31 protein-coding genes are annotated in these 25,509 nt (G+C 40.5%); 15 read left to right on the forward strand and 16 right to left on the reverse strand.

Translation table 11 applies throughout. The annotated features are described in order from the left end of the window. Positions 1 to 179 precede the first annotated feature (179 nt). From trmL to BIV59_RS24235, 3 genes are all read left to right on the forward strand, one after another. Positions 180 to 668: a tRNA (uridine(34)/cytosine(34)/5-carboxymethylaminomethyluridine(34)-2'-O)-methyltransferase TrmL gene (trmL, locus tag BIV59_RS09940; RefSeq protein ID WP_071351330.1), complete on the forward strand. Its 489-nt coding sequence runs from the start codon at positions 180 to 182 to the stop codon at positions 666 to 668. Positions 669 to 728: 60 nt separating this feature from the next. Continuing rightward, on the forward strand, positions 729 to 1,475 hold the full coding sequence (nfsA, locus tag BIV59_RS09945) for an oxygen-insensitive NADPH nitroreductase (RefSeq protein ID WP_071351331.1): 747 nt from the start codon (positions 729 to 731) through the stop codon (positions 1,473 to 1,475). A 402-nt stretch (positions 1,476 to 1,877) separates the two neighbouring features. Beyond that, the gene (locus BIV59_RS24235) at positions 1,878 to 2,003 is read left to right on the forward strand and encodes a hypothetical protein (RefSeq protein ID WP_276205138.1); all 126 of its coding nucleotides are present in this window, start codon (positions 1,878 to 1,880) and stop codon (positions 2,001 to 2,003) included. Between the two features lie 312 nt (positions 2,004 to 2,315). On the opposite strand, the gene BIV59_RS09950 is transcribed toward BIV59_RS24235, so the two are convergent. Next, positions 2,316 to 2,693 (reverse strand): MerR family transcriptional regulator, encoded by a 378-nt coding sequence (locus BIV59_RS09950; RefSeq protein WP_071351332.1) that lies wholly within the window; start codon positions 2,691 to 2,693, stop codon positions 2,316 to 2,318. A 133-nt stretch (positions 2,694 to 2,826) separates the two neighbouring features. Between BIV59_RS09950 and BIV59_RS09955 the strand changes: the two genes are divergently transcribed. After that, on the forward strand, positions 2,827 to 3,594 hold the full coding sequence (locus BIV59_RS09955) for an SDR family NAD(P)-dependent oxidoreductase (protein WP_071351333.1): 768 nt from the start codon (positions 2,827 to 2,829) through the stop codon (positions 3,592 to 3,594). 52 nt (positions 3,595 to 3,646) lie between these two features. On the opposite strand, the gene BIV59_RS23605 is transcribed toward BIV59_RS09955, so the two are convergent. Beyond that, positions 3,647 to 3,805, reverse strand: coding sequence for a hypothetical protein (locus tag BIV59_RS23605; protein ID WP_170846123.1), 159 nt, complete (start codon positions 3,803 to 3,805; stop codon positions 3,647 to 3,649). A gap of 423 nt (positions 3,806 to 4,228) precedes the next feature. On the opposite strand from BIV59_RS23605, the gene BIV59_RS09960 reads away from it, so the two are divergent. Further along, entirely contained in the window at positions 4,229 to 6,127 is a 1,899-nt protein-coding gene (locus BIV59_RS09960; protein ID WP_071351334.1) for a PrkA family serine protein kinase, read from the forward strand. A gap of 170 nt (positions 6,128 to 6,297) precedes the next feature. Here BIV59_RS09960 and BIV59_RS09965 read toward each other — a convergent pair whose 3' ends face one another. Beyond that, a complete protein-coding gene (locus tag BIV59_RS09965; protein WP_071351335.1) occupies positions 6,298 to 6,504 on the reverse strand; it encodes a hypothetical protein in 207 nt (68 codons plus the stop codon). A gap of 134 nt (positions 6,505 to 6,638) precedes the next feature. Here BIV59_RS09965 and BIV59_RS09970 point away from each other — a divergent pair, with 134 nt between their 5' ends. Then, positions 6,639 to 6,812 carry a hypothetical protein gene (locus BIV59_RS09970; RefSeq protein ID WP_240501881.1) on the forward strand — a complete coding sequence of 58 codons (174 nt, stop codon included), beginning with the start codon at positions 6,639 to 6,641 and terminating at the stop codon, positions 6,810 to 6,812. A 31-nt stretch (positions 6,813 to 6,843) separates the two neighbouring features. Here BIV59_RS09970 and BIV59_RS09975 read toward each other — a convergent pair whose 3' ends face one another. Continuing rightward, on the reverse strand, positions 6,844 to 7,392 hold the full coding sequence (locus BIV59_RS09975) for a YdcF family protein (RefSeq protein ID WP_071351337.1): 549 nt from the start codon (positions 7,390 to 7,392) through the stop codon (positions 6,844 to 6,846). A gap of 230 nt (positions 7,393 to 7,622) precedes the next feature. On the opposite strand from BIV59_RS09975, the gene yhbH reads away from it, so the two are divergent. Next, positions 7,623 to 8,819 carry a sporulation protein YhbH gene (gene yhbH, locus BIV59_RS09980; RefSeq protein WP_481747425.1) on the forward strand — a complete coding sequence of 399 codons (1,197 nt, stop codon included), beginning with the start codon at positions 7,623 to 7,625 and terminating at the stop codon, positions 8,817 to 8,819. 163 nt (positions 8,820 to 8,982) lie between these two features. Here the strand turns inward: yhbH and BIV59_RS09985 are convergent, their stop codons facing one another. After that, entirely contained in the window at positions 8,983 to 9,903 is a 921-nt protein-coding gene (locus tag BIV59_RS09985) for an aldo/keto reductase (protein WP_071351339.1), read from the reverse strand. Positions 9,904 to 10,120: 217 nt separating this feature from the next. Here BIV59_RS09985 and BIV59_RS09990 point away from each other — a divergent pair, with 217 nt between their 5' ends. Then, on the forward strand, positions 10,121 to 10,789 hold the full coding sequence (locus BIV59_RS09990; RefSeq protein WP_071351340.1) for an SOS response-associated peptidase: 669 nt from the start codon (positions 10,121 to 10,123) through the stop codon (positions 10,787 to 10,789). A 30-nt stretch (positions 10,790 to 10,819) separates the two neighbouring features. On the opposite strand, the gene BIV59_RS09995 is transcribed toward BIV59_RS09990, so the two are convergent. Beyond that, the gene (locus BIV59_RS09995; protein ID WP_071351341.1) at positions 10,820 to 11,446 is read right to left on the reverse strand and encodes a DNA-3-methyladenine glycosylase; all 627 of its coding nucleotides are present in this window, start codon (positions 11,444 to 11,446) and stop codon (positions 10,820 to 10,822) included. Between the two features lie 167 nt (positions 11,447 to 11,613). Here BIV59_RS09995 and proC point away from each other — a divergent pair, with 167 nt between their 5' ends. Together proC and BIV59_RS10005 are read left to right on the forward strand one after the other, a co-directional pair. Continuing rightward, complete coding sequence (gene proC / locus BIV59_RS10000; RefSeq protein ID WP_071351342.1) at positions 11,614 to 12,426, forward strand: pyrroline-5-carboxylate reductase; 813 nt, start codon at positions 11,614 to 11,616, stop codon at positions 12,424 to 12,426. Between the two features lie 133 nt (positions 12,427 to 12,559). After that, positions 12,560 to 12,748, forward strand: a complete 189-nt coding sequence (locus BIV59_RS10005; protein WP_071351343.1) for a hypothetical protein — start codon at positions 12,560 to 12,562, stop codon at positions 12,746 to 12,748. 114 nt (positions 12,749 to 12,862) lie between these two features. Here BIV59_RS10005 and BIV59_RS10010 read toward each other — a convergent pair whose 3' ends face one another. Then, positions 12,863 to 13,198: a phage holin family protein gene (locus tag BIV59_RS10010; RefSeq protein WP_071351344.1), complete on the reverse strand. Its 336-nt coding sequence runs from the start codon at positions 13,196 to 13,198 to the stop codon at positions 12,863 to 12,865. 149 nt (positions 13,199 to 13,347) lie between these two features. Between BIV59_RS10010 and BIV59_RS10015 the strand changes: the two genes are divergently transcribed. Then, positions 13,348 to 14,724, forward strand: coding sequence for an FAD-binding oxidoreductase (locus BIV59_RS10015; protein WP_071351345.1), 1,377 nt, complete (start codon positions 13,348 to 13,350; stop codon positions 14,722 to 14,724). 127 nt (positions 14,725 to 14,851) lie between these two features. Here the strand turns inward: BIV59_RS10015 and ald are convergent, their stop codons facing one another. The 5 genes from ald to BIV59_RS10040 all read right to left on the reverse strand — a co-directional run bounded on the left by ald (position 14,852) and on the right by BIV59_RS10040 (position 20,139). After that, positions 14,852 to 15,985 carry an alanine dehydrogenase gene (ald, locus tag BIV59_RS10020; RefSeq protein ID WP_071351346.1) on the reverse strand — a complete coding sequence of 378 codons (1,134 nt, stop codon included), beginning with the start codon at positions 15,983 to 15,985 and terminating at the stop codon, positions 14,852 to 14,854. Positions 15,986 to 16,242: 257 nt separating this feature from the next. Next, a complete protein-coding gene (locus BIV59_RS10025; RefSeq protein ID WP_240501882.1) occupies positions 16,243 to 17,073 on the reverse strand; it encodes an EcsC family protein in 831 nt (276 codons plus the stop codon). A 47-nt stretch (positions 17,074 to 17,120) separates the two neighbouring features. Then, positions 17,121 to 18,374 (reverse strand): helix-turn-helix domain-containing protein, encoded by a 1,254-nt coding sequence (locus BIV59_RS10030; protein WP_071351348.1) that lies wholly within the window; start codon positions 18,372 to 18,374, stop codon positions 17,121 to 17,123. Positions 18,375 to 18,508: 134 nt separating this feature from the next. Next, entirely contained in the window at positions 18,509 to 19,507 is a 999-nt protein-coding gene (locus tag BIV59_RS10035) for an inorganic phosphate transporter (RefSeq protein ID WP_071351349.1), read from the reverse strand. Between the two features lie 14 nt (positions 19,508 to 19,521). Further along, positions 19,522 to 20,139, reverse strand: a complete 618-nt coding sequence (locus tag BIV59_RS10040) for a DUF47 domain-containing protein (RefSeq protein ID WP_071351350.1) — start codon at positions 20,137 to 20,139, stop codon at positions 19,522 to 19,524. 357 nt (positions 20,140 to 20,496) lie between these two features. On the opposite strand from BIV59_RS10040, the gene BIV59_RS10045 reads away from it, so the two are divergent. From BIV59_RS10045 to BIV59_RS10055, 3 genes are all read left to right on the forward strand, one after another. Next, positions 20,497 to 21,327 carry an aldo/keto reductase gene (locus BIV59_RS10045; protein ID WP_139194346.1) on the forward strand — a complete coding sequence of 277 codons (831 nt, stop codon included), beginning with the start codon at positions 20,497 to 20,499 and terminating at the stop codon, positions 21,325 to 21,327. Between the two features lie 666 nt (positions 21,328 to 21,993). Continuing rightward, the gene (locus BIV59_RS10050; protein WP_071351351.1) at positions 21,994 to 22,248 is read left to right on the forward strand and encodes a GlsB/YeaQ/YmgE family stress response membrane protein; all 255 of its coding nucleotides are present in this window, start codon (positions 21,994 to 21,996) and stop codon (positions 22,246 to 22,248) included. Between the two features lie 71 nt (positions 22,249 to 22,319). Next, positions 22,320 to 22,574, forward strand: a complete 255-nt coding sequence (locus BIV59_RS10055; RefSeq protein WP_071351352.1) for a GlsB/YeaQ/YmgE family stress response membrane protein — start codon at positions 22,320 to 22,322, stop codon at positions 22,572 to 22,574. 67 nt (positions 22,575 to 22,641) lie between these two features. Here the strand turns inward: BIV59_RS10055 and BIV59_RS10060 are convergent, their stop codons facing one another. Next, positions 22,642 to 23,535, reverse strand: coding sequence for an RluA family pseudouridine synthase (locus BIV59_RS10060; RefSeq protein ID WP_071351353.1), 894 nt, complete (start codon positions 23,533 to 23,535; stop codon positions 22,642 to 22,644). A gap of 223 nt (positions 23,536 to 23,758) precedes the next feature. Here BIV59_RS10060 and BIV59_RS10065 point away from each other — a divergent pair, with 223 nt between their 5' ends. After that, positions 23,759 to 24,178, forward strand: coding sequence for a DUF5365 family protein (locus BIV59_RS10065; RefSeq protein ID WP_071351354.1), 420 nt, complete (start codon positions 23,759 to 23,761; stop codon positions 24,176 to 24,178). Positions 24,179 to 24,340: 162 nt separating this feature from the next. Here the strand turns inward: BIV59_RS10065 and BIV59_RS10070 are convergent, their stop codons facing one another. The 3 genes from BIV59_RS10070 to BIV59_RS23930 form a co-directional block, all read right to left on the reverse strand. Beyond that, positions 24,341 to 24,811 (reverse strand): thioredoxin family protein, encoded by a 471-nt coding sequence (locus BIV59_RS10070; protein ID WP_071351355.1) that lies wholly within the window; start codon positions 24,809 to 24,811, stop codon positions 24,341 to 24,343. Beyond that, positions 24,808 to 25,245 (reverse strand): disulfide oxidoreductase, encoded by a 438-nt coding sequence (locus BIV59_RS10075; RefSeq protein WP_071351356.1) that lies wholly within the window; start codon positions 25,243 to 25,245, stop codon positions 24,808 to 24,810. The genes BIV59_RS10070 and BIV59_RS10075 overlap by 4 nt, the downstream gene beginning before the upstream one ends. Positions 25,246 to 25,262: 17 nt before the next feature. Then, a partial coding sequence (locus BIV59_RS23930; RefSeq protein ID WP_205684388.1) for a hypothetical protein occupies positions 25,263 to 25,509 on the reverse strand: 247 nt, incomplete at its 5' end.

Genomic DNA, 25,509 nt, shown 5'->3' on the forward strand with positions numbered 1-25,509 from the left:
CGGCATAGTTTACGAAAACAGCCTATTTCAAAGAAGTGAAACTCACATGCAATAGCCGGGTTTCTTTGTAAAATGATCAGCAGAAGAGAGAAAACGGCACTGATGCAAGCTTCACTTTATTAAAGCTTATTGTTTAGTGATATAATATCTCGTGAAGACTTTAGCAGAGGTGAAAAGAAGTGTCTATACACGTAGTACTATATCAGCCCCAAATTCCGTCCAATACCGGAAATATTGCAAGAACCTGTGCAGCGACCGATTCTGAGCTCCATTTAATCCGTCCTCTGGGCTTTTCTACAGACGATAAGATGTTAAAGAGAGCAGGTCTTGATTATTGGGAATTTGTCAAAATTCATTATTATGATTCCCTGGAGGAATTCTTCGCGAAAAATGAAGGAGGAGAATTTTTCTATCTTACTAAGTTTGGGCAAAAGCCGCATACCACATTCGATTACAGCGATAAAGACAAAGAACATTATTTCATATTTGGCCGTGAAACCACTGGCCTTCCTAAGGACTTAATAAGGGAACAGCAAGAACGCTGCCTGCGTATTCCTATGACCGATAAAGTGCGGTCGCTAAACCTTTCAAATACAGCAGCTATCCTTGTATATGAAGCACTAAGGCAGCAGGATTTCCGCAGTTTGGATCTGAAATACAATGAGTAAATGAAACAGTGCAGAAAGGGATGCCCCTTTCTGCACAATAAAAGGCATGGAGTGATATTGATGAATGAAATGATAGAAAAAATTTCTGATCACCGGTCTGTCCGTTCTTTTAAGGACAAGCTATTATCGAAGGAACAGATTCATGAAATCGTAAAGTCAGCCCAGGCAGCATCTACATCAAGCTTTATTCAGGCTTATACCATTATAGGTGTAACCGACCCCGAGAAAAAGGCGGCACTTGCCGAATTAGCCGGCCCGCAAAAATATGTGGCTGAAAATGGCCATTTCTTTGTTTTCTGTGCTGATTTGCACCGCCTTGAATTGATTGGGGAAATGGAGAATGAGGATTTCACTGAATCCATCGAAAGTACGGAGAAGTTTATGGTGGCTCTTATCGATGCAGCACTGGCTGCCCAAAATGCTGCGCTTGCTGCAGAATCAATGGGCCTTGGCATATGTTATATCGGGGGGATACGCAATAATCTGGATGGAGTCAAGGAAATCCTGAATATTCCTGAAAGGGTTATCCCCCTATTCGGGATGGCAGTCGGCTATCCTGATTCATTGAATGATAAAAAGCCGCGCCTTCCATTGGAAAATGTGTATCATGAAAACGGATATGCAGAGAAAGAGGTATTAATCAGCCAGCTGGAGGATTATAACCGTACCATTTCCGAGTATTATAAAGAACGCACAAATGGTGTCCGAAATGACACATGGACAGGCCAGATGGCTGGCATGATCAATCAAAAAAGCCGGATGTATATGAAGGATTTCGTTGAACGCCAAAAATTAAATAAGCGATAAAATTGTAGGAAGGACAACTAATACCATTATGAATTAGTTGTCCTTTTAACGTTAAACAACTGTTCTTATTGCACCCCACCTTTGGAGTCTGGTGTTATCCAATTTTATACTTTCTCAAAGGCTGTTTTCGTACACTTTGTTGCCATGGAACAAGGGGTTGATTTCCGCTCCAGGATGCTTCGCTTTCCGCAGGGTGTGCGCTGAGCTTCCTCGACTGGTGTCTGCGGGGTCTTATATGTCACGCAAATCGTCTCCGCACCTTTCACTCCAATCAGCCTGCTTAAAGTACATTTTCGGCATCCATTTTTTGTAATTACAAGATGGAATAGTTTGGTTGAAAATTAAATTTACTGATTAATACCGGCGATGATCCATTTTTGGCAATAATCAGGAGTTATATAAGTGAGAGTAATAGGTGGAATTATACTGATTGTGGACATTATCTTCACTATTTGCTGGCATTTTATGGTCTTAGCCATCGATGGATATGCTAAAAGTATTCCTTTTTATCCGTTTAAATTGGCATAAGTTTTTAGTTTAATGATTGCAGTTTTAGTGATTTGGCTGTTTATAAAAACAAAACCTGCTAATAAAACAAGACCAACAGGGGAATTAATAAAAGAATTCATGGAAAATCCTCCGCCTAACATCAATAATATCAATCATGTTTGACTGCTGTTTATTGCACTAAAGAATGCATTAGTACAATAAGTGAATAATAGAGGGGCCTTATAGGGCTTTTTCTTTTTCTGGAAAAACAGAATAAGGGGTTTGGGCAATATAAAGAGATTGTAACTTAAACGAAAAAGGTCAGCCAATTTGGCTGACCTTTAATGCATCTTATAAGTTGGTATCTGCTTCATTACTTTTTAGCATTTCTTTATAGGAAGTGATTTTATGTTCTAACATTTTATTCGTTTCCTTCAGTGTCTTTAACTGGTTTTCAATTGCGTGTTTATGATTTTCTAATAGCTTCAATCGATGTATTGCTGTGTGTTCTCCTTCCGTATACAAAAGAGCATACTCTTTAATTTTTGTGATGGGCATTTGCGTTTCTTTTAATTTTAAAACAAATTTTAGCCATTGAAGATGCGATTCAGTATATTTTCTGTCACCATTTTCATTTCGATTAGGTAGAATAATATTCTCTTTTTCATAGTAACGCAATGTATGTGTACTTACTCCCGCTATTTGTGCCGCTTCTCCAATTGAATACATAAAATCCTCCTTATTATTTATGCTAATGAAGTGTAAGGCTTGACTTAAAGTTAACTCTAACCGCTATAATAAACCCGTAAAAGCCAGTAATCAATTTTTTGTAAGCATAACAAAATAACAGGAGGCAATAAAAATGAAAAAATATACAGTTATTACAGGCGCAAGTTCTGGTATCGGCTATGAAACAGCTCTTGCTTTTGCTGCCCGCGGTAAAAATTTAGTGATTGTGGCACGAAGAACCGAGGAGCTTGAAAAATTAAAAACAGAAATTGTGAAAGTGAATGCAGAATTAGATGTTGTTATTAAAACAGTGGATTTATCAAATGTAAAAAATGCTTATTCACTATATGAGGATTTAAAGAAGTATGAAATTGAAACGTGGATCAATAATGCTGGATTTGGCAATTTTGCATCAGTTGGAGATCAGAATTTAACTAAAATTGAGACTATGCTTAATTTGAATATCGAAGCTTTGACTATTTTAACTTCTCTTTATGTGCGGGACTATTCATCTGTTGAAGGAACACAATTAATTAATGTTACGTCAGCAGGAGGTTATACGCTTATTGGAGATGCAATCACATACTGTGCTTCTAAATTCTATGTAAGTGCCTTTACTGAAGGACTTGCACATGAATTAAAAGAAAAAGATGCAGGCATGCAAGCAAAAGTATTAGCTCCTGCTGCAACTGAAACTGAATTTGCAAAAGTTTCAAGAGACTTAGAAGAGCAAGTTAAACTTGAAGGACTTGTTCCTAAATACCATACAGCCAAAGAAATGGCTGAATTTATGCTTGATCTTTATGACAGCGAAAAAGTGGTTGGAATTGTAGATGGTCAAACTTATGAATTTCAATTAAAAGATCCTATTTTTCCTTATGCAGAAAAAATGAGAAGCTGATAAGGCTGATTTTTGTAAGCTGCCCTTTAATATAGGAAGAGTATATATTTTTTCATTTGAACCAGAACACTGCAAAAGAAAGGCCCCCAATTGTCAGCCTGATGTCTGGGGGGCCTTCTAATTGAGAGGTGACTGCAGCTGTTAATTTCAGCACAGGATTACCCGCAGCAGGTTGCTGATTAGGATAGGTTTTGACTGCGCTTTCATTCACGGTGCTTGTTCCCCTTTTATCCCCGGGACAATCCGGAAACTCCGCTATACAACTTTTATTTTGCACCAGCAGACTTATGCAGGGATGCCGCAGGTGCGGCAGTCTAAGAGCCTATTTTTTTAGGCCTGGTTTATCGTTGTAGCCTGCAGTAAAAATAGAAACCAGAAACGTAATCATTACAGCGATGATGATGACCGTACCCATCCAAGCAGCCCCCCTTTGACTGAATTATCCCAATTTATAGTATAAACACAGTATACCTCATAGTTTCCGCGGTGTGAATGGGAAAAGGAACAATTTTTGGTTTCTCTGCCTCCGGATATCTTATCCTGTTTCTTATAATCTCTGCACATGTTTGTCACAAAACGAGCATAGAGTAAAGTATCATCTCTGAAAGTACCAGTAACAGGGGGAGGTTCCATAATGGACATTTTAAAGAAAATTGAAAAATTTAGAGAAGATGAGCAGAAACTGAAGTGGGAAGGTACCTTCTCGGAATATCTGGAAATTGTCAAAGAACAGCCGTGGGTAGCTCAATCTGCACATTCACGTGTTTATAACATGATCAGAGATGCTGGAATAGAAGAAGTAAATGGAAAACGCACTTATAATTTTTTCAGCGGCCAGCTGTTCGGACTTGAGGAATCTTTAGAGCGTCTGATTGAAGAATATTTGCATCCTGCAGCAAAGAGGCTGGATGTAAGAAAAAGGATATTGCTGCTGATGGGGCCTGTGTCTGGGGGTAAATCCACTCTCGTTTCGCTGCTGAAACGGGGATTGGAAGCATATTCCCTGAAAGATCAGGGAGCCATTTATGCCATAAAGGGATGCCCGATGCATGAAGATCCGCTGCATCTGATTCCACAAAACCTTCGGGAAGACTTTTTTGAAGAATACGGAATACGGATTGAGGGCAACCTGTCGCCGCTTAATTTAATGAGACTTGAAAGCGAGTATGGAAACCATATTGAAGATGTGATGATAGAGCGGGTATTCCTTTCAGAGGATAAGCGGATCGGAATCGGAACTTTCAGCCCGTCTGATCCTAAATCCCAGGATATAGCAGATTTAACAGGAAGCATCGACTTTTCCACTATCGCTCAATATGGATCGGAATCAGATCCGAGGGCATACCGGTTTGATGGAGAACTGAATAAAGCAAACCGGGGCATGATGGAATTTCAGGAAATGCTGAAGTGCGATGAAAAATTCTTGTGGCATTTGCTTTCCCTTACCCAAGAGGGGAACTTTAAAGCGGGAAGATTCGCCTTGATATCCGCTGATGAACTGATTGTTGCCCATACAAATGAAACGGAATATAAATCTTTCATTTCAAACAAGAAGAATGAAGCTTTGCATTCCAGGATAATTGTCATGCCTGTTCCATATAATCTTCAGGTCTCACAGGAAGAGAAAATCTATGAAAAAATGATACATGAAAGCGATGTATCAGATGTGCATATTGCCCCGCATACACTCAGGGTTGCAGCCATGTTCAGCATTCTGACGCGGCTGAAGGATCCGAAAAAGGGCGATATCGATCTTGTAAAGAAGATGAGATTATATGATGGGGAAAACGTAGAGGGATATAACTCAGCGGATATAACAGAACTGAAAAAGGAACATCAGGATGAAGGAATGAGCGGGATTGATCCAAGGTATGTGATCAACCGGATTTCATCCACGATTATCCGCAAGGAAGAAAATCCTTCCATCAATGCGCTTGATGTGCTGCGCTCTTTAAAGGAAGGTCTGGATCAGCATCCTTCAATAACAACAGAGCTTAGGGACAAGTATTTGAATTACATTTCCCTTGCCCGGAAGGAATACGATACAATTGCGAAAAATGAAGTACAAAAAGCCTTTGTTTATTCTTATGAAGAATCTGCCAAAACTCTGATGGATAATTATTTGGATAATGTAGAGGCGTACTGCAATAAATCGAGGCTGCGCGATCCGCTGACAGGAGAAGAAATCTCGCCGGATGAAAAGCTGATGCGTTCCATTGAAGAGCAGATTGGCATTTCGGAAAATGCTAAGAAAGCATTCCGCGAAGAAATTTTAATCAGGATTTCCGCATACGCCCGAAAAGGTAAACGGTTTGATTATAATTCACATGACCGTCTCAGGGAAGCGATACAGAAGAAGCTTTTCGCAGACCTGAAAGATGTCGTGAAAATCACTACCTCCAGCAAAACGCCTGATGAAGGCCAGTTGAAAAAAGTGAATGAAGTGGTTGCAAGGCTTATAGAAGAGCATGGCTATAATTCTACTTCCGCCAATGAATTGCTTAAATACGTTGGAAGTCTGCTTAATAGATAATAAAGTAAAACTTGCATCAGCGGGGTTTTAACTCATCCCCGCTGATGGTCAGCTGTACTGAAGGCAGTGTTCCCCTGACCAGAAAAAGGGGGACGGCGGCCTGTAAATGCATAATAAAAAAACCTGCCGGGATTACCGGCAGGTTTTTTATCCTGAAGCAGGACAAGACTTTATGATATGCACAGCCCTTGATGTTCAATGAGAGAGAGAATTTGACTTAGCGTTATTACTTCATTGTTATAGTTAATGATCATTTCTCCTTTTTTAATATCCAGCAGCGCCCTCTCTATTCCTTCCTGTCCAGATAAATATTTCTCCAGATTTTGAATGGAGCTCTCTGTTATTACATGCTTCAGACTGATTGCAGCAGTTTGCATTTCATTCATTCTCCTTTTAATCAACTTTTAGTTATATATACCCGCAAATATAAAAGGTATGTGCAGGGCATCAAGAAACTTTTGCTGTTTAAATGAGAAACAAACAGGGTAGATTAAAAACGGAGGTGGCTACTTTGAAGGATGAAGTAAAGAAAGATTATGTTCCTGAAAACAGCTCTATGGCTCAGAATCTGGAGGAAATGAAGGATCTTGGCAAGCAGATGGAGCACTTAAGGACGAACGAGGAATTAAAAGAGTGGGGTAAGCGGCCCGGGACTGTTCAGCACGAATTGGAAGAGGGAAAATAAACCTGAAGTCTCAGTATGGCGAGGCTTTTTTTTATGACCATTTTTTTATATGATCCGGAAAATAATTGCCGATCTTCACTACTTCGTTCATTACCACACGGATTTTCTTTTCCTCACTGTGCCAGTTGTCCTTTGTAATATTTCCATAGTCAGGGACTGTGCAAACCATGAACTTAATGGTTTCCGGAAAAACTGTTTGGTAAGTCATAAGTGCCCTTCGCGAATGAAATGCCTTTGTGACTAGAATCACTTTCTTAAGCTGCAGTGAATGCTGTTTCACAACTTCCCAGGAGTAACGGGCATTTTCAAACGTATTTCTTGCTTTATCTTCTTTTAAAATAACATCTCGCGGCACCCCAAGCGACACTCCTATATTTCTCAGAAACTCCCACTCTGTCCCTTTCAATGATTCCTGGTACCCGCCGGATGGCAGAATAAGAGGTGCGTACCCTTCCGAATATAGAAAGGCCGCTTTTTCCATGAGCCTTTGCTGGCGGCTGCCCGGTATTAAAATTAAATCAGCTTTTTCTATCTCTGTTTCATAAAATATAAAATCAGTAATGCAATCATATGGCTTCATAAAACGATCCTCCTTTGCAGCTCCATATATTTATCTTACAAAAATATGGTAAAGCATGTCTATAGACATGGGTAAACAAATATTGTCAAAATTTTTTGTAAATTATTCTCTGTCCCTGCATAAGATGAAGTAATACTCTACACTACAACGCCAAGGACAAAGGCAATCCATATAATCCAGTAGCAGAGCGTTCAGCTCACACTACCATAGCATATGCTATGAAATGCAAAATGTGCAAAATTTTTAAGGAGGGGAATACAGTGACGGAAGAGAATAACCATCAGTTTGTCATTTCGCAGGAAGATTGGTCCCTCCACCGTAAAGGCTTTGATGATCAGCAAAGGCATCAGGAAAAGGTGCAGGAAGCAATTAAGAATAATTTACCCGACCTGATTTCTGAAGAAAGCATCGTAATGTCAAACGGGCGGGATGTTGTGAAAATACCAATAAGGTCATTGGATGAATATAAAATTCGCTATAATTATGATAAAAATAAGCATGTAGGCCAAGGAAGCGGAGACAGCCAGGTAGGAGATGTGGTAGCCCGGGACGGCTCTGCAGAAAAGGGGCCAGGCAAAGGCCAGGGAGCAGGTGACCAGGCGGGGGAAGATTATTATGAAGCAGAAGTATCCATGCTTGAAATAGAGGAGGCCCTTTTCAGCCAGCTTGAACTTCCCAATCTTCAGCGAAAGGATCCTGATGAACATACACTTGAGCATATTGAATTCAATGATATCAGGAAAACAGGGCTAATGGGAAATATCGATAAAAAGAAGACCATGATTACAGCTTTTAAAAGAAATGCATTAAGCGGAGAACCAGGGTTTCATCCAATCATTAAGGAAGATTTCAAATTTAAGACATGGAATGAAGTCGAAAAGCCGGAATCCAAGGCAGTTGTTCTGGCTATGATGGACACTTCCGGTTCAATGGGATTATGGGAAAAGTACATGGCACGCAGTTTTTTCTTCTGGATGAACCGCTTTTTGCGCACTAAATACGAAACCGTTGAAATTGAGTTCATTGCCCATCATACTGAGGCGAAGATTGTGCCGGAGGAAGACTTTTTTACAAAAGGCGAAAGCGGGGGAACCATTTGCTCTTCCGTGTACAGAAAAGCATTAGAACTCATTGATTATAAATATGATCCTGATAAATTCAACATTTATCCTTTCCATTTTTCCGACGGAGATAATCTGACTTCTGATAATGCAAGATGTGTGAAGCTTGTAAATGAACTGATGAAGGTATCCAATATGTTCGGGTACGGTGAGGTCAATCAATACAACAGGCATTCCACGTTGATGACTGCCTATAAAAATATAAATAACGAAAAATTCCGCCATTATATTCTAAAACAAAAAGCAGATGTTTTTCATGCAATGAGAAGTTTCTTTAAGAAGGAAGAGTCAGGAATGTATGTATAGAAAACCCCCTGGCGCCAGCACTGATGCTGGCGCCAGGGGGTTTTTCATGTTCATGGCATGCCGCACGTAGACTTAAGTGAGCAGTAAATATAGAAGGCTGCAAACTTTGCTGCTATGGGTCAGGCTGGGAAAAAGGAACATATATCAGGTCCTCTCCCTGTAATCAGCTGGAAACATTTTGAGGATGTTCTGCAGCAGCCAGATCAGCTGCTTTAGCATTCAGGGCAACTTGTTCAGGATTTTTACATCCCGGGATTACACTGGTCACAGCTGAGTGCTTCAGGCACCAGGCAAGTGCCCAGGAAGCCATGGATACCCCTTCTGGAACTTCTGTTTTCGCGATTTCCTCCACTTCTTTCAAAAGTTTTGCAGTTTGATCAGAATCGTGCCTTGAACGGACATCATTGCTTTCAAATGCAGCACCAGGCTTGTATTTTCCGCTTAAATATCCGCTCGCTAAAGGAACACGGGCTAGAACACCCAAATTTTGTTCAATGCTTAAGGGGAAAATGGACTCTTCAGGAGAGCGTTCCAGGCGATTGTATACAACCTGGATAGCACCTGCACCGACATCTTTTGCCTTAGCTGTCTGGTAGCTGTCATTATTTTGCTTCAGCGAAATGCCGAGGCAGCGGATTTTGCCTGCCTGCTTTTGCTTATCCAGCATCGTCCATAATGTATCATTATTAAATTCTTCATCTGTGCAGGAATGTGCCTGGTAAAGGTCAATATAATCTGTATTCAGCGACTTTAATGAAGAGTCAAGCTGATTCAGTACATCACTGGCGTCCCAATGTCTTGTCCTGTCAAAGTTCCCGTGAAAATGATGGCCGAATTTCGTGGCGACAATCCAGTCTTCCCTTTTATTGCGCCTCAGATAGTCACCGATAAAACGTTCAGATAAATGGTCACCATAGCATTCGGCAGTATCGATGAAGTTGATTCCCTCATTATGTGCTGCCTCCAGTATACTGTCTACGTCTGACTGGGTGAAATTCACGCCCCATTCTCCGCCAAACTGCCAGGTACCTAATCCAATAACAGAAATGTCCAAATTCGTTTTGCCTAAAGTTCTGTACTTCATTTTTTCACCCCTGAATCATGATTTTTCTCTTAAAATTATAACATGGGCAGTAAGCGTTTTAATAATGCCGAGTCTTGTGCCTGCAGCGCAAATCAGCAAGCAAGTATAACAAAGTCTGATCATAACAGGGATTGCTAGAGATCAGCATAAAGCACTTTGTATGGAAGGGAGATATGGGGTATATTTACGGTATCAGATCGACAGGAGGGAATCAGGAATGTGCGGAAGGTATAATCTCTTTTCAGAACTAAAGGTAATTGCGGAGCGTTTCCAGCTTAATAATGCACCAGCATTGAAAATGAAAGAGCGCTATAACATAGCACCGGGACAGGATATTTTCGCCGTGGCCAGGGATGGTGGAGTACAAAATGAAGGAACATATTTCAGGTGGGGTTTGGTGCCAGGGTGGGCAAAGGATCCAAAAATCGGCTATAAAATGATCAATGCGCGTGCAGAAACCATAGATGTAAAGCCGTCATTCAAGAATATCCTTAAAAGAAACCGATGCTTAATCATCGCCGATGGTTTTTATGAATGGAAAAAAGAAGAAGACAGGAAGCAGCCGTATCATATCACATTAAAAAATAGAGAACCTTTTGCTTTTGCGGGGTTGTGGGATGAATGGGAGCATGAAGGGGAAATATTAAAAACCTGTACAATCATTACGACAGAAGCCAACGCTTTGATGAAGGAAATACATCACCGCATGCCAGTCATATTGACACGGGAAAATGAAGATGCATGGCTTAATTCTAACGAATCAGGAGCAGAGGAGCTGACATCCATGCTTCTGCCCTATGATTCTTCAAAAATGGAAGCCTACCCGATTTCGGCCATGGTGAATTATGCAAAAAATGAGGGGAAGGAAATTATCAACTCATTATAGACTGCTTGGGAGAATGGGACAGGCTTTCTGCTATCTTGAGAGATACATGCTGCCTGAGATCCAAAATCGCCATGGGTAGTCCTTTGCTTCACCTGAATTATCAATGCCGATTCTCGGGCCTGCTGAAATCTTCTCAGGTTTGATGCCGGAGGATAAGTAAAGGGAAGAGTCTGTAAAACTGTTTCCATAATCCATCATGGTGATTCCAAGTGCTTTTGTTAATTTGCCCGGACCGTTTGTCAGCTTCCTGACGTCCTCCAATCCTCTCCGCTGCTGCATAAGGGGAATTCCTTCAAAAGGCTCCACGGCACGTATGAGGATGGCTTCAGGAGTTTCTGTTCCCCCTGAAACAACGTTGACTAATGTATGGGTATGCATCACATAAGTATAGATCAAACCAGATTCCCCGAACATGATTTCAGTTCGTTTTGTACGGCGGTTATTGTAGCTGTGCGCAGCCCGGTCACCCGGCCCCATGTATGCTTCTGTTTCAACGATAAACCCAGAAGCTGTCCCATCTGGAGTCTCTTTAACAAGCAGGCACCCAAGCAGCTCCTGTGCAAGCTCCAGAGTGGGTTTTTGAAAGAACTGCGGCTGAAGAGGAGAAGGTACTATATCTTCTTGAAGCAATGAATGAAGCAAAAAATTTTTTTTCATGTAAAAACCTCCTCAGGTACTTTTGTTTTTAAATTTCCCTTTTTAGCATAAAAAAAACACTGTTGAATTTCTGTACATCACAGAGAAATTCGGATAGAGTAGTAACGGCCAGTACATTTGGCTATATTAATAAGTGTAAAAAGCTAACAGAAGCAGGATGTGGAATTATGGATAAGAAAATCGGATTTATCGGGTGCGGTAAAATGGGGCAGGCCATTCTTGGAGGGCTGATTGATGCAAAAGCAGCAGATCCAGGCCGGATAACAGTGAGCACTGCAAATGAAGCTACCTTGTTAATGCTTAAGGAGAAATTCAAGGTCGGTGTTTCCCTTGATAATAAAGAAATAGCTGCTGGTTCAGATGTATTATTTCTAGCGGTTCAGCCTTCACTTCATGAACAAATCATCGGTGAAATTAAAGAAGTTATCCAGGATCATGCGGTTATCATTACAATTGCTGCCGGCATCACTCTCGATATGGCCGGGCGGTTTTTTGGAAAAAAGGTGAAGATAGTCCGCACTATGCCTAACACGCCTTCCCTTGTCGGTGAAGGCATGACTGCAATGTGCATAAATGGAGAAGTAACAAAAACTGATCTTGAATATATACAGGTGCTTTTAAACAGCTTTGGAAAAACAGAGCTTGTGGAGGAAAGCCTTATGGATTCAATTCCTGCAATCAGCGGTTCTTCGCCTGCATATGTGTACATGTTTATCGAAGCGCTGGCGGATGGGGGCGTTAGGGACGGCATTCCAAGGAAGCAGGCGTATAAAATGGCTGCACAGGCCGTTTTGGGTGCAGCTAAAATGGTACTGGATACAGATAAGCATCCCGGTGCACTGAAAGATGATGTATGCACGCCTGGAGGCTCTACCATTCAAGCGGTTGCGGCTCTTGAAGAGAATGGTTTCCGGTCGGCTGTTTTAGAAGCTATGAAGGTATGCACCGAAAAAAGCAAATCTTATTCTAATAATTGTTAAGCAAAGACTCTTTGCTAAAGATTGGTGTTTATTAATGTGTTTCGCAAGCCGAACTCATTGAGGAGCGTAAGGCGGGAGATTCCTGCGGGATTTGCGGGTCAATCGAGACCCCCCGCGGGGCAGCAGGGTTATCATGAACGAAACTAGCTCCTTACTTGTAATTTCGCAGGTTAATTTGGTTAGGATGTTTACTGGTAGAAAACATACCCAAATCAGAGCTGCATTACAGAAGGAGCTAGCTATTATGAAGGATACCATAAAATATGACAGTTTAAACATACCTAAAGAAAAAAATGCTGTTGCAATAGCCACCCCGCGGTAAGTGAGCATCCCTCAGGAAATCAGCCACCTTGTTCTATAGCAGCAAAGTTGAGGAAACAGACTAAGAAAAAACACATGCCATATTAATCCGGCATGTGTTTTTTATCGTTCATCTTCATGTATCTTTTTTAACTAAAATGCTTTGGGCGAGGGTTAAAAGCAACGAGCCAATAAAGGCTCCCCAAAAGGAAGTGACTTCAAAGCCGCTGACTAAATAGGAGGTGAGATAAAAGGCAATAGCGTTAATGACAAAGGAGAAAAGACCGAAAGTAAGAATGGTAATAGGAAGTGAAATCAGGTGCAAAACCGGTTTAACGATAAGGTTTACGATGCCTAAGATAAAGATAGCAATCAAAGCTGTGATATAGGAGTCGACTGAAATGGAATCAAGCAGCCACGCAATGGCCATTAATAGCAGGCCATTCACTAAAAAACGAAACAGTGCATTCATAATAGTTCCTCCTCGCAGTTTTAACTGGCGGAATACACCTGCAGTCCAATTTAATTAACATTGTTGAGCAGATTTGTTATCATAAATATGAATGAATATTCTAAATAATTATACAAAAATAAACACTGCAATGAAAAGAGGGAACAACTATGGCAAATTATTTAAAGGGCTTGCAGGAAATTTTCGATGAATCCAGGATATCGGTAAATAAAACGATTTTGGAACAGCATAGCAGAGATGAGTCATATCATACCCCAGCTTTGCCTGATGTGGTCGTTTTTCCGGAAAATGCAGATGAAGTCAGCAGGATTTTAAGCTTTGCAAATGAACATCATATTCCAGCCGTGCCGTTCGGGCTCGGCTCAAGTCTTGAAGGTCATGTTATCCCTTATCGCGGAGGCATATCTATAGATATGTCACTGATGAATAAAGTGCTCGAAGTGAGGGAACAGGATTTTTTGGTTAAGGTTCAGCCTGGTGTAACAAGAACACAGCTTAATAAGGAATTAAAAAAATATGGTTTGTTTTTCTCTGTTGATCCAGGTGCAGATGCAACCATCGGCGGCATGGCTGCAACTAATGCGAGCGGTACCACATCTGTTAAATATGGCATCATGAGAGACCAGGTGAGAGATCTTGAAGTGGTGCTTGCTGACGGGAAGATTATACATACAGGGGGGCTTGCAAGCAAGTCTTCTTCCGGTTTGAATTTGAACGGTTTGTTTGTCGGATCAGAAGGGACGCTAGGTGTATTTACTGAGCTCACCCTGAAGGTATACGGCATTCCTGAAGTAACAGCGGCAGGAAGGGCCTCGTTTCCATCTGTTGCCGAGGCAGTGGAAGCGGTCAATGGGATCATGATGGCCGGCATACCGATTGCCAGGATCGAGCTTGTGGACGCCCAGTCCATCGTGCAGGTTAATAAATATATGAATGCTTCTTATGAAGAAAAACCAACCTTATTTCTGGAGTTTCATGGAAACCGTGCCGGATTGGATCAGGATGTTGCTTTTGCAAGGGAAATCGTGAAAGACCTTGGCTGCCGTGACATTCAATTTGAAACAGATTCTAAAGTCCGCAATGAGCTTTGGGAGGCAAGGCATAATCTCGCCTATTCCTTTATTCATAGTTTTCCAGGAAAAAAATTGATGGTGACAGATGTTAGTGTTCCTTTGGATGAACTTTCACCTGCAATCAGTGATACGAGGAGGAAGATTGATTCTTCAAACATTGAAGGAGCTATTGTAGGCCATGTGGGCGATGGTAACTACCATGTGCTTTTCATGATTGATCTCAAAAATCCTGAAGAAGTGATGGAAGCTAAAAAACTGAATGAAGAAATTGTTGAGTATGCCTTATCCAAGGGCGGGACCTGTACGGGAGAGCATGGAGTCGGTATGGGCAAGATCAAATATCAGCGCAGGGAGCATGGAAATGCCTATGATGTCATGCTCAGCATCAAAAAGGCATTAGATCCGAATAGCATCATGAATCCGGGAAAGATTTTCGAGGAAGACATTCAATAAAATTTATGATGAAGAAAGCTGCCCCAATCACTATTATTGGGCAGCTTACATGCAAGGGTTAAAAAATATTCTATAATAAAAAAAGCTGCAGACGGCTTCTTTTACAGGAGCTGTCTGCAGTCTTTTATTACGCGTTGATATTCTCGCTAAATAGAGCTTTTTCAACACTGACATATTGCAGGCCAAGACCGGTTGCAACCGCTTCGAATGTGATTTCGCCATTGGCTACATTCACTCCCTGAGCAAGAGCTGCATTATCCTTGATTGCCTGTACTGCGCCTTTGTTAGCAATTTGCAGTGCGTATGGGATCGTTACATTCGTCAGGGCAATCGTAGATGTCTGAGGAACAGCACCTGGCATATTTGCAACAGCATAATGAACAACGCCATGTTTTACGTACGTAGGATTATCATGCGTTGAGATTTTGTCGGCTGTTTCAAAAATACCGCCTTGGTCAATGGCCACGTCCACGATGACGGAACCGTCCGCCATGGCTTTTACCATTTCTTCAGTGACCAGCTTAGGTGCTTTGGCACCAGGAATTAAAACAGCACCTATAACAAGGTCTGATTCAGCGACAGCATGAGCCAGATTGTATGGATTGGAAATCAGGGTGGTGATCTGGTTTCCGAAAATGTCATCCAGCTGGCGAAGGCGCTCTGGGCTCAAATCGATAATTGTTACATCTGCTCCAAGTCCGATCGCCACTTTAGCAGCGTTCGTGCCGACAACACCGCCGCCGACGATTGTTACCTTGCCTCTTTTAACTCCAGGTACACCGCTTAAAAGGATTCCTTTTCCGCCCTGAGGCTTTTCTAAGAACTGGGCGCCGATTTGGGCAGCCATTCTGCCGGCAACCTCGCTCATTGGAGTCAATAGCGGCAGAGTGCGATTTACGGAAACGGTTTCATAAGCAATCGCCAAAATACCGCTGTCTTTCAATGCCTGAGTCAGGCTTGGCTCTGCAGCAAGGTGCAAATATGTGAAAAGAATTAAATCTTTGCGGAAATATTGATATTCACTAGCAATAGGCTCTTTAACTTTAAGGACCATTTGGGCTGTTGTCCAGACGTCTGAAGCTTCCTCTGTAATGATGGCGCCAGCAGCGATATATGCTTCATTTGAAAAGCTGCTTCCTAAACCTGCATTTTTTTCAATATACACTTCATGGCCAGCTTCCACTAGAGCAACAACGCCAGCAGGAGTAATGGCAACACGATTTTCATTATTTTTTATTTCTTTTGGAATCCCAATACGCATGATTAAATACCCCCAAGAAAAAATTTCAACCTTTGTACAAAAATTATAAGCATAAAACTTCAATCTTTGTTTGTAGAAAACAGAAAATTAAAAAAGGGTCATTTGTGGAATTCCACAAACGGCCCTTCTGTATAGTTACTCAAAGTCACTAAAAGCTCCATGCGGATCATTCACCTGATCCGCATTTTTGAGGCGCCGCTTCTTGTATCATGAAGCCTTTTAGATGAACGGGGCACAGCTGACATCTAAAAGGAAGCTTATTCACCGGCTGCATCCGTAATCTGTGATTGCTTTTCAGCAAGACGTTCCATAATTCTGCGTTTACGGTACAGCATACCGGCTGTTTCTCCTATATCACCTATCATGGACCTGTTTGTAAATGCACCAAAAATCATTCCTGCAACGGGAACCATCTGAAGTAATTTTTTCCATCCATACTGGTCGCGGTAGGTATATATAACCTCACGCCACCCTTGAAGCTGTGACATCATGGCATGAGATTCTCTTCCATCAGAATAGGAAGAAAGCTCATTTAATATTGCTTCCTTGCCGACTGTATCTGCTGTAGCAAATTGCATGCATTTTACAATAAAGATTCTTTCTTTTTTCACTTTAGGATTATAACCGTAGGCAATGGCTGTATCTTGTATAGTCTTTAAAGAAAGGCCAAGCAGGATCGGGATATCGACTGCCAGTGTGAAAACGCCGCCAATCCCAGTTGACGCACCCTGTATGGCAGCCAGCTGTTTGCTTGAATCATTCAGATCATCACTGACTGATTTCATAACAGACAGCGGGACATTTTGTATATCGCTAATAGAAGTGAAAACCGCATCTGGCATCTGAATTTGCATTTTATGGAGAACATGCTTTTCTTTTGTCAGATATTGGCCGCCTGTCTGTACGAAGCTGCCCAGCTCATCCAGCAGGACGCCGAGTTTTTTCTGGATAAAAGCGGGCGTGAATTTATCCAGAAGCTTGAAGGGGATTCTGCCGATTTTTTCCCAAAACCATAATCCCTTTTGTGCTTTTTCCCATTTTTCAATAATCCTAAGTTCTTCGTTTAACTGTTCCGTCGATTCCCTTATCACTTCGTCCATCATTCCTTTATTTGAAATTTTAATATGGCAAAGGGTTATGGTTTCATAAGAAATTCTTTATATTGTTCAGTTTTAAGATGCAGAAACAATGACATTTTCTGAAGCGGATCACGGAGGTTAATATGTGCTACCTCCGTAATTCGCTTCAGCCTGTAATTCAGGGTATTTGCATGTACATGCAGCGACTTTGCCGCTTCATTCGGATGGCAATCTTTTTCTAAGTATATTAACAGGGTTTCAAGCAGGCCAGTGGCATTTTTTGCATCATATTCCTTTAACAATGCAAGGGAAGAATGCTCCTGCTGGCTGTGCTTTCCGCTGACTAAATAGTCCAAGGTCCTAAAGATGCCCAGCTGCTCATAAAGAATCATGTCCGCTGTATCCTTTGGAAATGCATGTTTCATCTTCAATGTATAAAGGGCTTCCTGATAACTATGCATAGAATGGGATAGTAGCTGATAAACATTTCCCGCTGCACCCATAATATCTTTTACTGCAAAACGGTTTTCCATTTCCATGATGAAGTAAGGCACAAATTCATAAAGGGAAGAGATGAAATTTTCTTTTTTTTCTGATCCTGCCAGCAGAATTAATTTGTTTTGATCAATGGTATAATAGTACACCTTTGTTTTCTGTGTTGTTAAAAGCATATAAGAAATATTCCGTTCAATATCTCTGGTAATTTCTTCTGGAAATTCAAACACAATGACAGAAAGTACATAAGGAGACTGCAGCGGAAAATGGGACAAATGTTCCTGAACTTCTTCTTCATCCTTAAAGTGGCCAGTCAGTAAGCGCCAAAGAAACTCCTGATTGCCAGCTTCGAGCTGTTTCTTCTTTAAATGATGCTGCTGAAGCTGGTTTTTTGCTTCTCTGGCTGCCTGCTGCAAAAATTCTAAATCTTCGTCTGAAAAAGGTCTGTCTACTTGAAGCGCCCATATAAATCCGAGTACTTCATTTTGCTTGCGTATACTAACGGCAGCTCTGCTGCCAAGTCCGACTTCTGTTATTGCCTGCACCTTTATCGGCTTATCTTCTTTCAAAAGGGCTGGAATGATTCCTTCCTTCCAAAGACTGTTGATTACTTTTTCAGGAACGCGTTTTCCAATGATTGTGGAAATTCTCGCTTTATCAGTCGTATCTTCATGCATGCTGTAGGCAAGCAGGCGGTGATTATTGTCTTCAATTGTGACAGGACACCCCAGTACCGAGCTGATACGGTCAGCGAATTCCATTAAATCACCAAACAGCCCTTTAAAAATATCTCTGTTTTTATTGGAATTCTTCATTTTTAAAATCCCCCTTACTAAAATTTTAATCTATTTTGGGGAATTAATCATAATAAAATCTCTAAATATCCATGGGAGAATATATGGGACATTTAGAAAAATCCATCCTGAACAATTCAGAATGGATTTTTTTCTTAAAAAATTAAATTTAAAATTGTGTAGATGGCTGCTGCCAGCGCTGCGGAAATTGGAAGCGTGATGAACCATGTAATTACCATGCGCTTTGCAGTGCCCCATTTAACTCCTTTTATTCTATGTGAAGAACCTACACCAAGAATAGATGAGGAGATAACATGGGTTGTACTGACAGGCAGGTGGATGAAGGTTGCTCCAAAAATGATGGCAGCTCCTGTAATATCAGCAGCTACACCATTTACAGGGCGGATTTTCATGATTTTGCCGCCGACTGTTTTGATGATTTTCCAGCCGCCGATAGAAGTGCCAAGACCCATTGCAGCCGCACATGAAATTTGGACCCATAAAGGAATATCATTGCTTTTAACCAATCCTGCAGAGATTAAAGCAAGGGTGATGATTCCCATCGATTTTTGTGCATCATTCGTTCCATGTGAATAGGACTGAATGGCAGCCGTCAATATTTGAATAAGACGGAATTTTTTATTCGTTTTTGTAAGGTTATTGTTCTTGAATACAACTTTGAAAATGCTGTATATAAGATACCCGACTCCAAAAGCCAGAAGAGGGGAGATAATTAGAGCTTCAAGAATTTTAATAAAACCGCTCCATCTAATTATTCCAAATCCTGAAGCTGCAATTGCTGCTCCGGCAATGGAACCGATCAAAGCATGTGAAGAGCTGCTCGGTATCCCGTAGTACCAAGTAATAAGATTCCAGGCAATCGCTGCTATTAAAGCGGCAAGAATAACAACTGAGCCATTGCCAAGCTTATTGGGATCCACGATGTCACTGGTGATTGTTTTGGCAACTCCTGTGAATGTCATGACTCCAATAAAATTCATGATGGAAGCCATGATAATTGCATGTCTTGGCTTTAAGGCTTTGGTTGAAACGGAAGTTGCTATTGCATTTGCTGTATCATGAAAACCGTTTATGAAGTCAAAGCCAAGCGCGAAAACAACAATCAGTATAGTTAAAACTAATAAAGTATCCATGTATGGAGAACTCCTTAAGCGTTTTTCATGATAATAGATTCAAGTGTATTGGCCACTGTCTGGCAATAATCGGCGATTTCTTCAAGGTTTTCATAAATCTCTTTAAACTGGATAATCCGGATTGGGTCCTTTTCTACAGTAAAGAGGTTTTTGATGGACTGGCGCTGAATGCCGTCACAAACAGATTCAAGATCCTTGATTTTGATTGCGTGCTCGCGAATGTTCTGCAGCTTTTTAGTTGAAAGTGTAACTACTGCTGCATGAATTTCATACGCACAATTTTTGATTGCATCGACAAACTTCAGCATATACTCATCAGCATTAATGATGGAGTACATTTCGAATAGTGCTGCAGTATGCTCTAATCCATCCAGGACATCATCCATGTTCATGGCTAAAAGGAGAATATCCTCGCGCTCGATTGGTGTGATGAATGCATTATTAAGCTCCTTGATAATATCGTGAACGTATGTATCGCCCTGATGCTCATAATCCTTCATTTTATCAGCAAACACTTTTAAGTCACTGACATTGTTCAGTTTAAAATCAGCAAAGAAATCGGCGCTTTCCTTAATATTTGAAGAAATACTATTAAGAAGAATTGCAAATTTGTCCTTTGATTTGAATACCATTTCAAGACCCCCATTATTATCAAGCATATATGCACACAAAGTATTGCGCGCATGACTTGCGAGTTTATTGTAACGAATTTTTTCAGTCATGTGGTAGTGATTTCGACGAAAATTTACAAAATCTTAACAAACTAAATAAAGAAAATTGAAAAAACTGACGAACATCCTTCAAGTTTATATGTATATCTCCCATTTGCTTATTGTTTTTAGCTTGCTCTAGATCTGCAAAGATTATGACAGCTTTTGCCCTGCAGTTTTGCGTGGAGCAGCTTAAAAAGAAAGTTTGCAGGGCATATGGTTAGTAAAATTATTCCTGTCCATGTACAATAAAACATATCAAAAAAGGGGGTATTGATGATGATTAATAATATTAATGGAACAGTTACGCTGAATAATGGAGTAGAAATGCCTCAGCTTGGCTTTGGGGTCTTTAAGGTGGAAAATGGAGATCAGACTGTTGAATCTGTGAAAAAAGCCCTTGAGGCGGGTTACCGCGCGATTGATACTGCCGCTATCTATGGAAACGAAGAAGGTGTAGGACAGGCAATCAGAGAAAGCGGGATTCCCCGTGAAGAGTTATTTATTACATCCAAGGTCTGGAATGATGACCAGGGCTATGATTCTGCTCTTGCAGCCTATGATGCCAGCCTTAAACGGCTTGGCCTTGAATATCTGGATTTATATTTAATCCATTGGCCTGGCCAAGACAAGTATATTGACACATGGAAGGCGTTGGAAAAGATATACAATGACGGACGTGTCAAGGCAATCGGAGTGAGTAATTTTCACATACACCATCTAGAAAACCTGTTGGCCAGCAGCGAAGTAACACCTGTAATTAATCAAATTGAACTTCATCCCCGGCTCTCTCAGGAAGAAATAAGGGAGTTTTGTAAAAAGCATGACATTAAAGCAGAGGCATGGGGGCCGCTCGGCCAGGGAAATTTACTGGAAGAGCCGACAATCAGCCACATTGCAGAGAAACACGGCAAGACTCCAGCACAGATTCTTATCAGATGGCATCTTCAGCACGGCATTGTTGTCATCCCTAAATCAGTAACACCATCAAGGATTGAACAAAATGCCCAAGTATTTGATTTTGAGTTAAGTATGGAAGAGATGAATAAAATAGACGCACTGAACATGAATGAACGCTTCGGTAAAAATCCTGATGAATTTATTTTTTAAATAGGCTGTTTGGGTAAACCTTATTGCTGTGGAACAAAGTGGATGATTTCCGCTCCGGATGCTCGCTTCCCCGGGGCGGGCGGTTTGATGCGCTGCACCTGCTGGGTCTCGCCTGTTCCGTTAATCTAAGCAGGAGTCTCGTGCCTTACGCTCCAATCAGCCCAATTTAACAACAACAGCCTTTACATATAAGAACTAAAAAGGAAAGCTTTCCAGCTTTCCTTTTTTTATACGGTATAATGTATAAAAATACAATATATATTCACAACTTACTAATGATACCCCCTTTTAAAAAGAATATTCAAAATTAATATACATTTTTATATTCGAAAAAAAATGTTTTATCTAATTAGAAAGGGGGAAAGTAACCAATACAGCGGCGGAGAAAGAGACTAAGAAATAAAGAAAGAAGGAAGGTGATCGATACCGGAAGAAACGAGTGAATGAAAAAAACAAAAAGGTTAAAAATATGGTTGCAGCATTAAAAAAATACTTGATTTCATTTTTCCAGACAATGGCATTATAACTTATTAAAAATTTAAAGACTAAAGACTCAATTTCTTAGTAAGCCGTAAGAGCAGGGGCAAAAGAGATAATATCTCTCCAGCTTCTTGAACACTATACATTGAATTAAAGAAACTAAAATAATTTCAAGGAGGAAACAAAATGGGATTTTTATGGTCATTAATCATCGGAGGAATTATAGGCTGGCTTGCAGGCATGATCGTTGGACGTGACGTACCGTTTGGCATTATCGGAAACATCATCGCAGGTTTCATTGGTGCATGGTTAGGTTCACTAATCTTGGGAGACTGGGGTCCAGTTGTTGGAAACTTTGCTATTATTCCAGCGTTAATCGGTGCAATTGTATTAGTATTCATCTTAAGTTTGGTTTTAAGAGGTACTAGAAGAGCTTCATAACAATGTAAACAAATAAAACAATCAATTTAATGTGAACAAATTAAAACAATCAATTTAAGGAGGAATATAAAATGGGATTTTTATGGTCATTAATCATCGGAGGAATTATAGGCTGGCTTGCAGGCATGATCGTTGGACGTGACGTACCATTTGGCATTATCGGAAACATTATTGCAGGCTTCATTGGTGCATGGTTAGGTTCACTAATCTTGGGAGACTGGGGTCCTGTTGTCGGAAACTTTGCCATTATTCCAGCTTTAATCGGCGCCATTGTATTTGTTTTCATCCTAAGCATGATCTTAAGAGGAACAAGAAGAGCGTCTTAACAAAAAAAGCCTTCCCTAAAATGGGAAGGTTTTTTATTTTTGGCTATTAAAAATCTAAAGAACATGGTTAGAAAATAGGAGGCACATCCAGGAAGGGCGCAACACAATCTACAGCCTGTTCCGTCAAAGGGTGTATGAAAGTTACTTTTCGGGCATGAAGTGCCTGGCGGGGGAAAATTCTCTTTCCTCCATATAATACGTCTCCTGCTAAAGGGTGGTTTATTGAGCTTAAATGGACACGGATCTGGTGTGTCCGTCCGCTTTCAAGTGTGCAGCTGATTAATGTCATTTTTTTATCTGGCCATCTTTTTTCCACTTTATAATGGGTAACGGCAGCTTGTCCCGATGGAGAAACCCTTCTCCTTGTCGGATGATGCCGATCCCGGCCAATATTCTTCCGGATTGTTCCCGTTTCTCCTTCTATTAAGCCCTCTGCTATTGCAAGATATGTTCTCGATATTTCCCTTTCTTCAAGCATCCTGTCAAGAATGCTTCCCGCTAAGCGGTTTTTTGCGAATATGACAGCACCGGTAGTATCTTTATCCAATCTGTGAATATGCTTTATCATGCAATTCTGTCCGGTAGCCTTTAAATGATAAGCCACACCATTAAGCAACGTGTTTTTTTCATGGCTTGAAGGATGTGTATCCATTCCTGCGGGTTTATTGGCTATTAAGAGGTGGTCATCTTCATAAAGAATTGAAATGCCAAGATCATTTGGTACGACTGGATTTTCTATCTCTTCATCAAAAACGGGAATGCTTATTTCATCGCCTTCCTTAAGTATTGAGGACCAATTAACAGGGACATCATTTAAGGTCACGTTTTTGCTCATTCTCCATTGATGTATTAACTTTTTGGGAGCCTGAAGGGCCGTGCGAAAAAAATCATCTACCGTTAAATTATTCCATTTACCCGGAATTGTTATTATGAGATTGTTCCTTTTTCTGGTAATATTCATTGATAATCCTCCTAAATTCGACATTATCATCAAAAATTCGACAATATATGACATAATTATTGTCTTAATTCGGTAAAAAACTACTTCATTTGACCTATTTAAATTTCTGATGTGGGTATAATTACCACCGTCTTTTTAATCACAATATGATATTCTATTGTAAAGATAGAAGTTTAAACCGATGAATAACATAGGTCTATACGACGTAAAAGGTGGTTTTTTTGTGAAGATTGTTTATTCTTCAACCTCTGAGCAAGAACAGGAAATTGGAAGATTGGTCTCTTACTTTTACAGCTCGATTTTCCCCAAGTATTTTCATTTTGATGAAATCCTCCATTTTCAAGAAATTGGAGTTCTTCAGGTTGAAAAAAATTGCTTTACTTATTGCGGAACGTTAAAAGAAGCTTATCAAGTGATGACCTGCCTTCAGGTAATTCAATTTATTCTGGAAAAAAAAGAAAAGCTGAGCCCTTTTCCGCTAGATAAACAGTCTGCGGCTTTATTTATGCGCAATATATCTTTATTAAATGGTTCCGGCATTTTCTTTCCGTTTTTCTTAGATAACTTTGCATCATTGAAATGTAAGGAAAATGAAACCGCATTAATGATGAATTTTGAGCCTGCCAACCAGTACTTAATTTAAGGCTTCACTAAAGCTCAATGCTGATTTAAGCAGGGGGCGGCGTTCGCTTCATCAATCAGCCATTTACTTTAACAAAGCCCTATTTTAAAGACTATTTACTGAATTTACAAGCGCTGTAAAGAGGCTGACTCCTTGAGTCAGCCTCTTTATGCTGGATGCGCTCTATTCTATTTTATTTTTTTGGAACCATTCCATATACGCTTTTTCCCCGTTATACCCGGTAATTCGGTCTTGCTCAACCCCGTTTTTAAAATAAATAACGGCTGGTGCTGATTTAATATGATATTTTTCCCTGCCGCTTTGAAACTCCAGCAGGTTGTATTGAACAAGGTCGATTCCCATTTTTTCTGCCAAGGGCGCAACAACCGGTGTAGTTTTGATACATTCCTTACAGTCTGGGCTATAGAAATAAACCACCGTATTTTCGTGATCTTTTAATTTTTTGCTTAATTCATCAGGCAAAATCAGATTCTGGTAATTTGGGTCTTTTAATTGGCCTATTGTTGCAGGTTTTAAACTTTTTTTGCCATAGGGATTGCCTTCAGACCTCTCATTTCTTTGCATGGAACTGATAAGGCTGATTGTGATAAACAAAGCCAGGACAACCAGTAGAAATATGGCAAATTTCTTCATGAAGCAGCCTCCCTGTTGAGCTTCCATACCGCAGCACTGCTAGTGAAGATGATTACAAAGCCTATCAAGGCGAGCAGCGGGATGGTTACGAAGCCGAACCAATTGATGTAATCACTTGTGCAGGAAACTCTGCCGCAGGATGCAACGTGTTCCGTGAAAAAAGGAATCTTTTGAATAGAAAAATGATAAGCTGACAAGAACATGCCTATTCCTGATAGCATCATCGTATAAAAAACGATAGGGTAATCTTTTTTAACGACGGCCGCACCTAAAAGCACTGTTAAAGGATACATGAGGATTCTTTGATACCAGCATAGCTTGCAAGGCTCAAAGTGTTTTATTTCAGAAAAATATAAACTGCCAAACATGGCAATAATTGCTGAGATCCAAGCAAGGAAAAGGAGATAATCTTTATTGCCTTTTTTGAAATTCATTTTTTCTCCACCTACTATTATTTTCTATTAAAAATTATAGTATGCAAAGGTGGTATATGTAAAATAAATGTGCCTATTATAACAGTATTGACTGGCTTATTCATGCTGATCAGGAAAGCGGGAAGGAGGTAACTGGCTGTCTCGCTTTTAAAAGGCTCTTTTCTTAAAGATTGCTGTTTTTTAATTGTTCTATGAAGCAATCCTGTTGTTAAACCGGGTTGATTGGAGTGTAAGGTGCGACAGTGTGGGATTAGCGGGAAGGTG

It is taken from the genome of Bacillus sp. MUM 13 (assembly GCF_001866725.1).
Lineage (GTDB): Bacteria > Bacillota > Bacilli > Bacillales > DSM-1321 > Peribacillus.

Excerpts from the sequence above, each read along its gene's own strand:
- nfsA (WP_071351331.1), top strand. The coding sequence starts at position 729 with ATGAATGAAATGATAGAAAAAATTTCTGATCACCGGTCTGTCCGTTCT.
- BIV59_RS09950 (WP_071351332.1), bottom strand. The coding sequence starts at position 2,693 with ATGTATTCAATTGGAGAAGCGGCACAAATAGCGGGAGTAAGTACACAT.
- BIV59_RS09955 (WP_071351333.1), top strand. The coding sequence starts at position 2,827 with ATGAAAAAATATACAGTTATTACAGGCGCAAGTTCTGGTATCGGCTAT.
- BIV59_RS09960 (WP_071351334.1), top strand. The coding sequence starts at position 4,229 with ATGGACATTTTAAAGAAAATTGAAAAATTTAGAGAAGATGAGCAGAAA.
- BIV59_RS09965 (WP_071351335.1), bottom strand. The coding sequence starts at position 6,504 with ATGCAAACTGCTGCAATCAGTCTGAAGCATGTAATAACAGAGAGCTCC.
- BIV59_RS09975 (WP_071351337.1), bottom strand. The coding sequence starts at position 7,392 with ATGAAGCCATATGATTGCATTACTGATTTTATATTTTATGAAACAGAG.
- yhbH (WP_481747425.1), top strand. The coding sequence starts at position 7,623 with ATGTGCAAAATTTTTAAGGAGGGGAATACAGTGACGGAAGAGAATAAC.
- BIV59_RS09985 (WP_071351339.1), bottom strand. The coding sequence starts at position 9,903 with ATGAAGTACAGAACTTTAGGCAAAACGAATTTGGACATTTCTGTTATT.
- BIV59_RS09990 (WP_071351340.1), top strand. The coding sequence starts at position 10,121 with ATGTGCGGAAGGTATAATCTCTTTTCAGAACTAAAGGTAATTGCGGAG.
- BIV59_RS09995 (WP_071351341.1), bottom strand. The coding sequence starts at position 11,446 with ATGAAAAAAAATTTTTTGCTTCATTCATTGCTTCAAGAAGATATAGTA.
- proC (WP_071351342.1), top strand. The coding sequence starts at position 11,614 with ATGGATAAGAAAATCGGATTTATCGGGTGCGGTAAAATGGGGCAGGCC.
- BIV59_RS10005 (WP_071351343.1), top strand. The coding sequence starts at position 12,560 with ATGAACGAAACTAGCTCCTTACTTGTAATTTCGCAGGTTAATTTGGTT.
- BIV59_RS10010 (WP_071351344.1), bottom strand. The coding sequence starts at position 13,198 with ATGAATGCACTGTTTCGTTTTTTAGTGAATGGCCTGCTATTAATGGCC.
- BIV59_RS10015 (WP_071351345.1), top strand. The coding sequence starts at position 13,348 with ATGGCAAATTATTTAAAGGGCTTGCAGGAAATTTTCGATGAATCCAGG.
- ald (WP_071351346.1), bottom strand. The coding sequence starts at position 15,985 with ATGCGTATTGGGATTCCAAAAGAAATAAAAAATAATGAAAATCGTGTT.
- BIV59_RS10030 (WP_071351348.1), bottom strand. The coding sequence starts at position 18,374 with ATGAAGAATTCCAATAAAAACAGAGATATTTTTAAAGGGCTGTTTGGT.
- BIV59_RS10035 (WP_071351349.1), bottom strand. The coding sequence starts at position 19,507 with ATGGATACTTTATTAGTTTTAACTATACTGATTGTTGTTTTCGCGCTT.
- BIV59_RS10040 (WP_071351350.1), bottom strand. The coding sequence starts at position 20,139 with ATGGTATTCAAATCAAAGGACAAATTTGCAATTCTTCTTAATAGTATT.
- BIV59_RS10045 (WP_139194346.1), top strand. The coding sequence starts at position 20,497 with ATGATTAATAATATTAATGGAACAGTTACGCTGAATAATGGAGTAGAA.
- BIV59_RS10050 (WP_071351351.1), top strand. The coding sequence starts at position 21,994 with ATGGGATTTTTATGGTCATTAATCATCGGAGGAATTATAGGCTGGCTT.
- BIV59_RS10055 (WP_071351352.1), top strand. The coding sequence starts at position 22,320 with ATGGGATTTTTATGGTCATTAATCATCGGAGGAATTATAGGCTGGCTT.
- BIV59_RS10060 (WP_071351353.1), bottom strand. The coding sequence starts at position 23,535 with ATGAATATTACCAGAAAAAGGAACAATCTCATAATAACAATTCCGGGT.
- BIV59_RS10070 (WP_071351355.1), bottom strand. The coding sequence starts at position 24,811 with ATGAAGAAATTTGCCATATTTCTACTGGTTGTCCTGGCTTTGTTTATC.
- BIV59_RS10075 (WP_071351356.1), bottom strand. The coding sequence starts at position 25,245 with ATGAATTTCAAAAAAGGCAATAAAGATTATCTCCTTTTCCTTGCTTGG.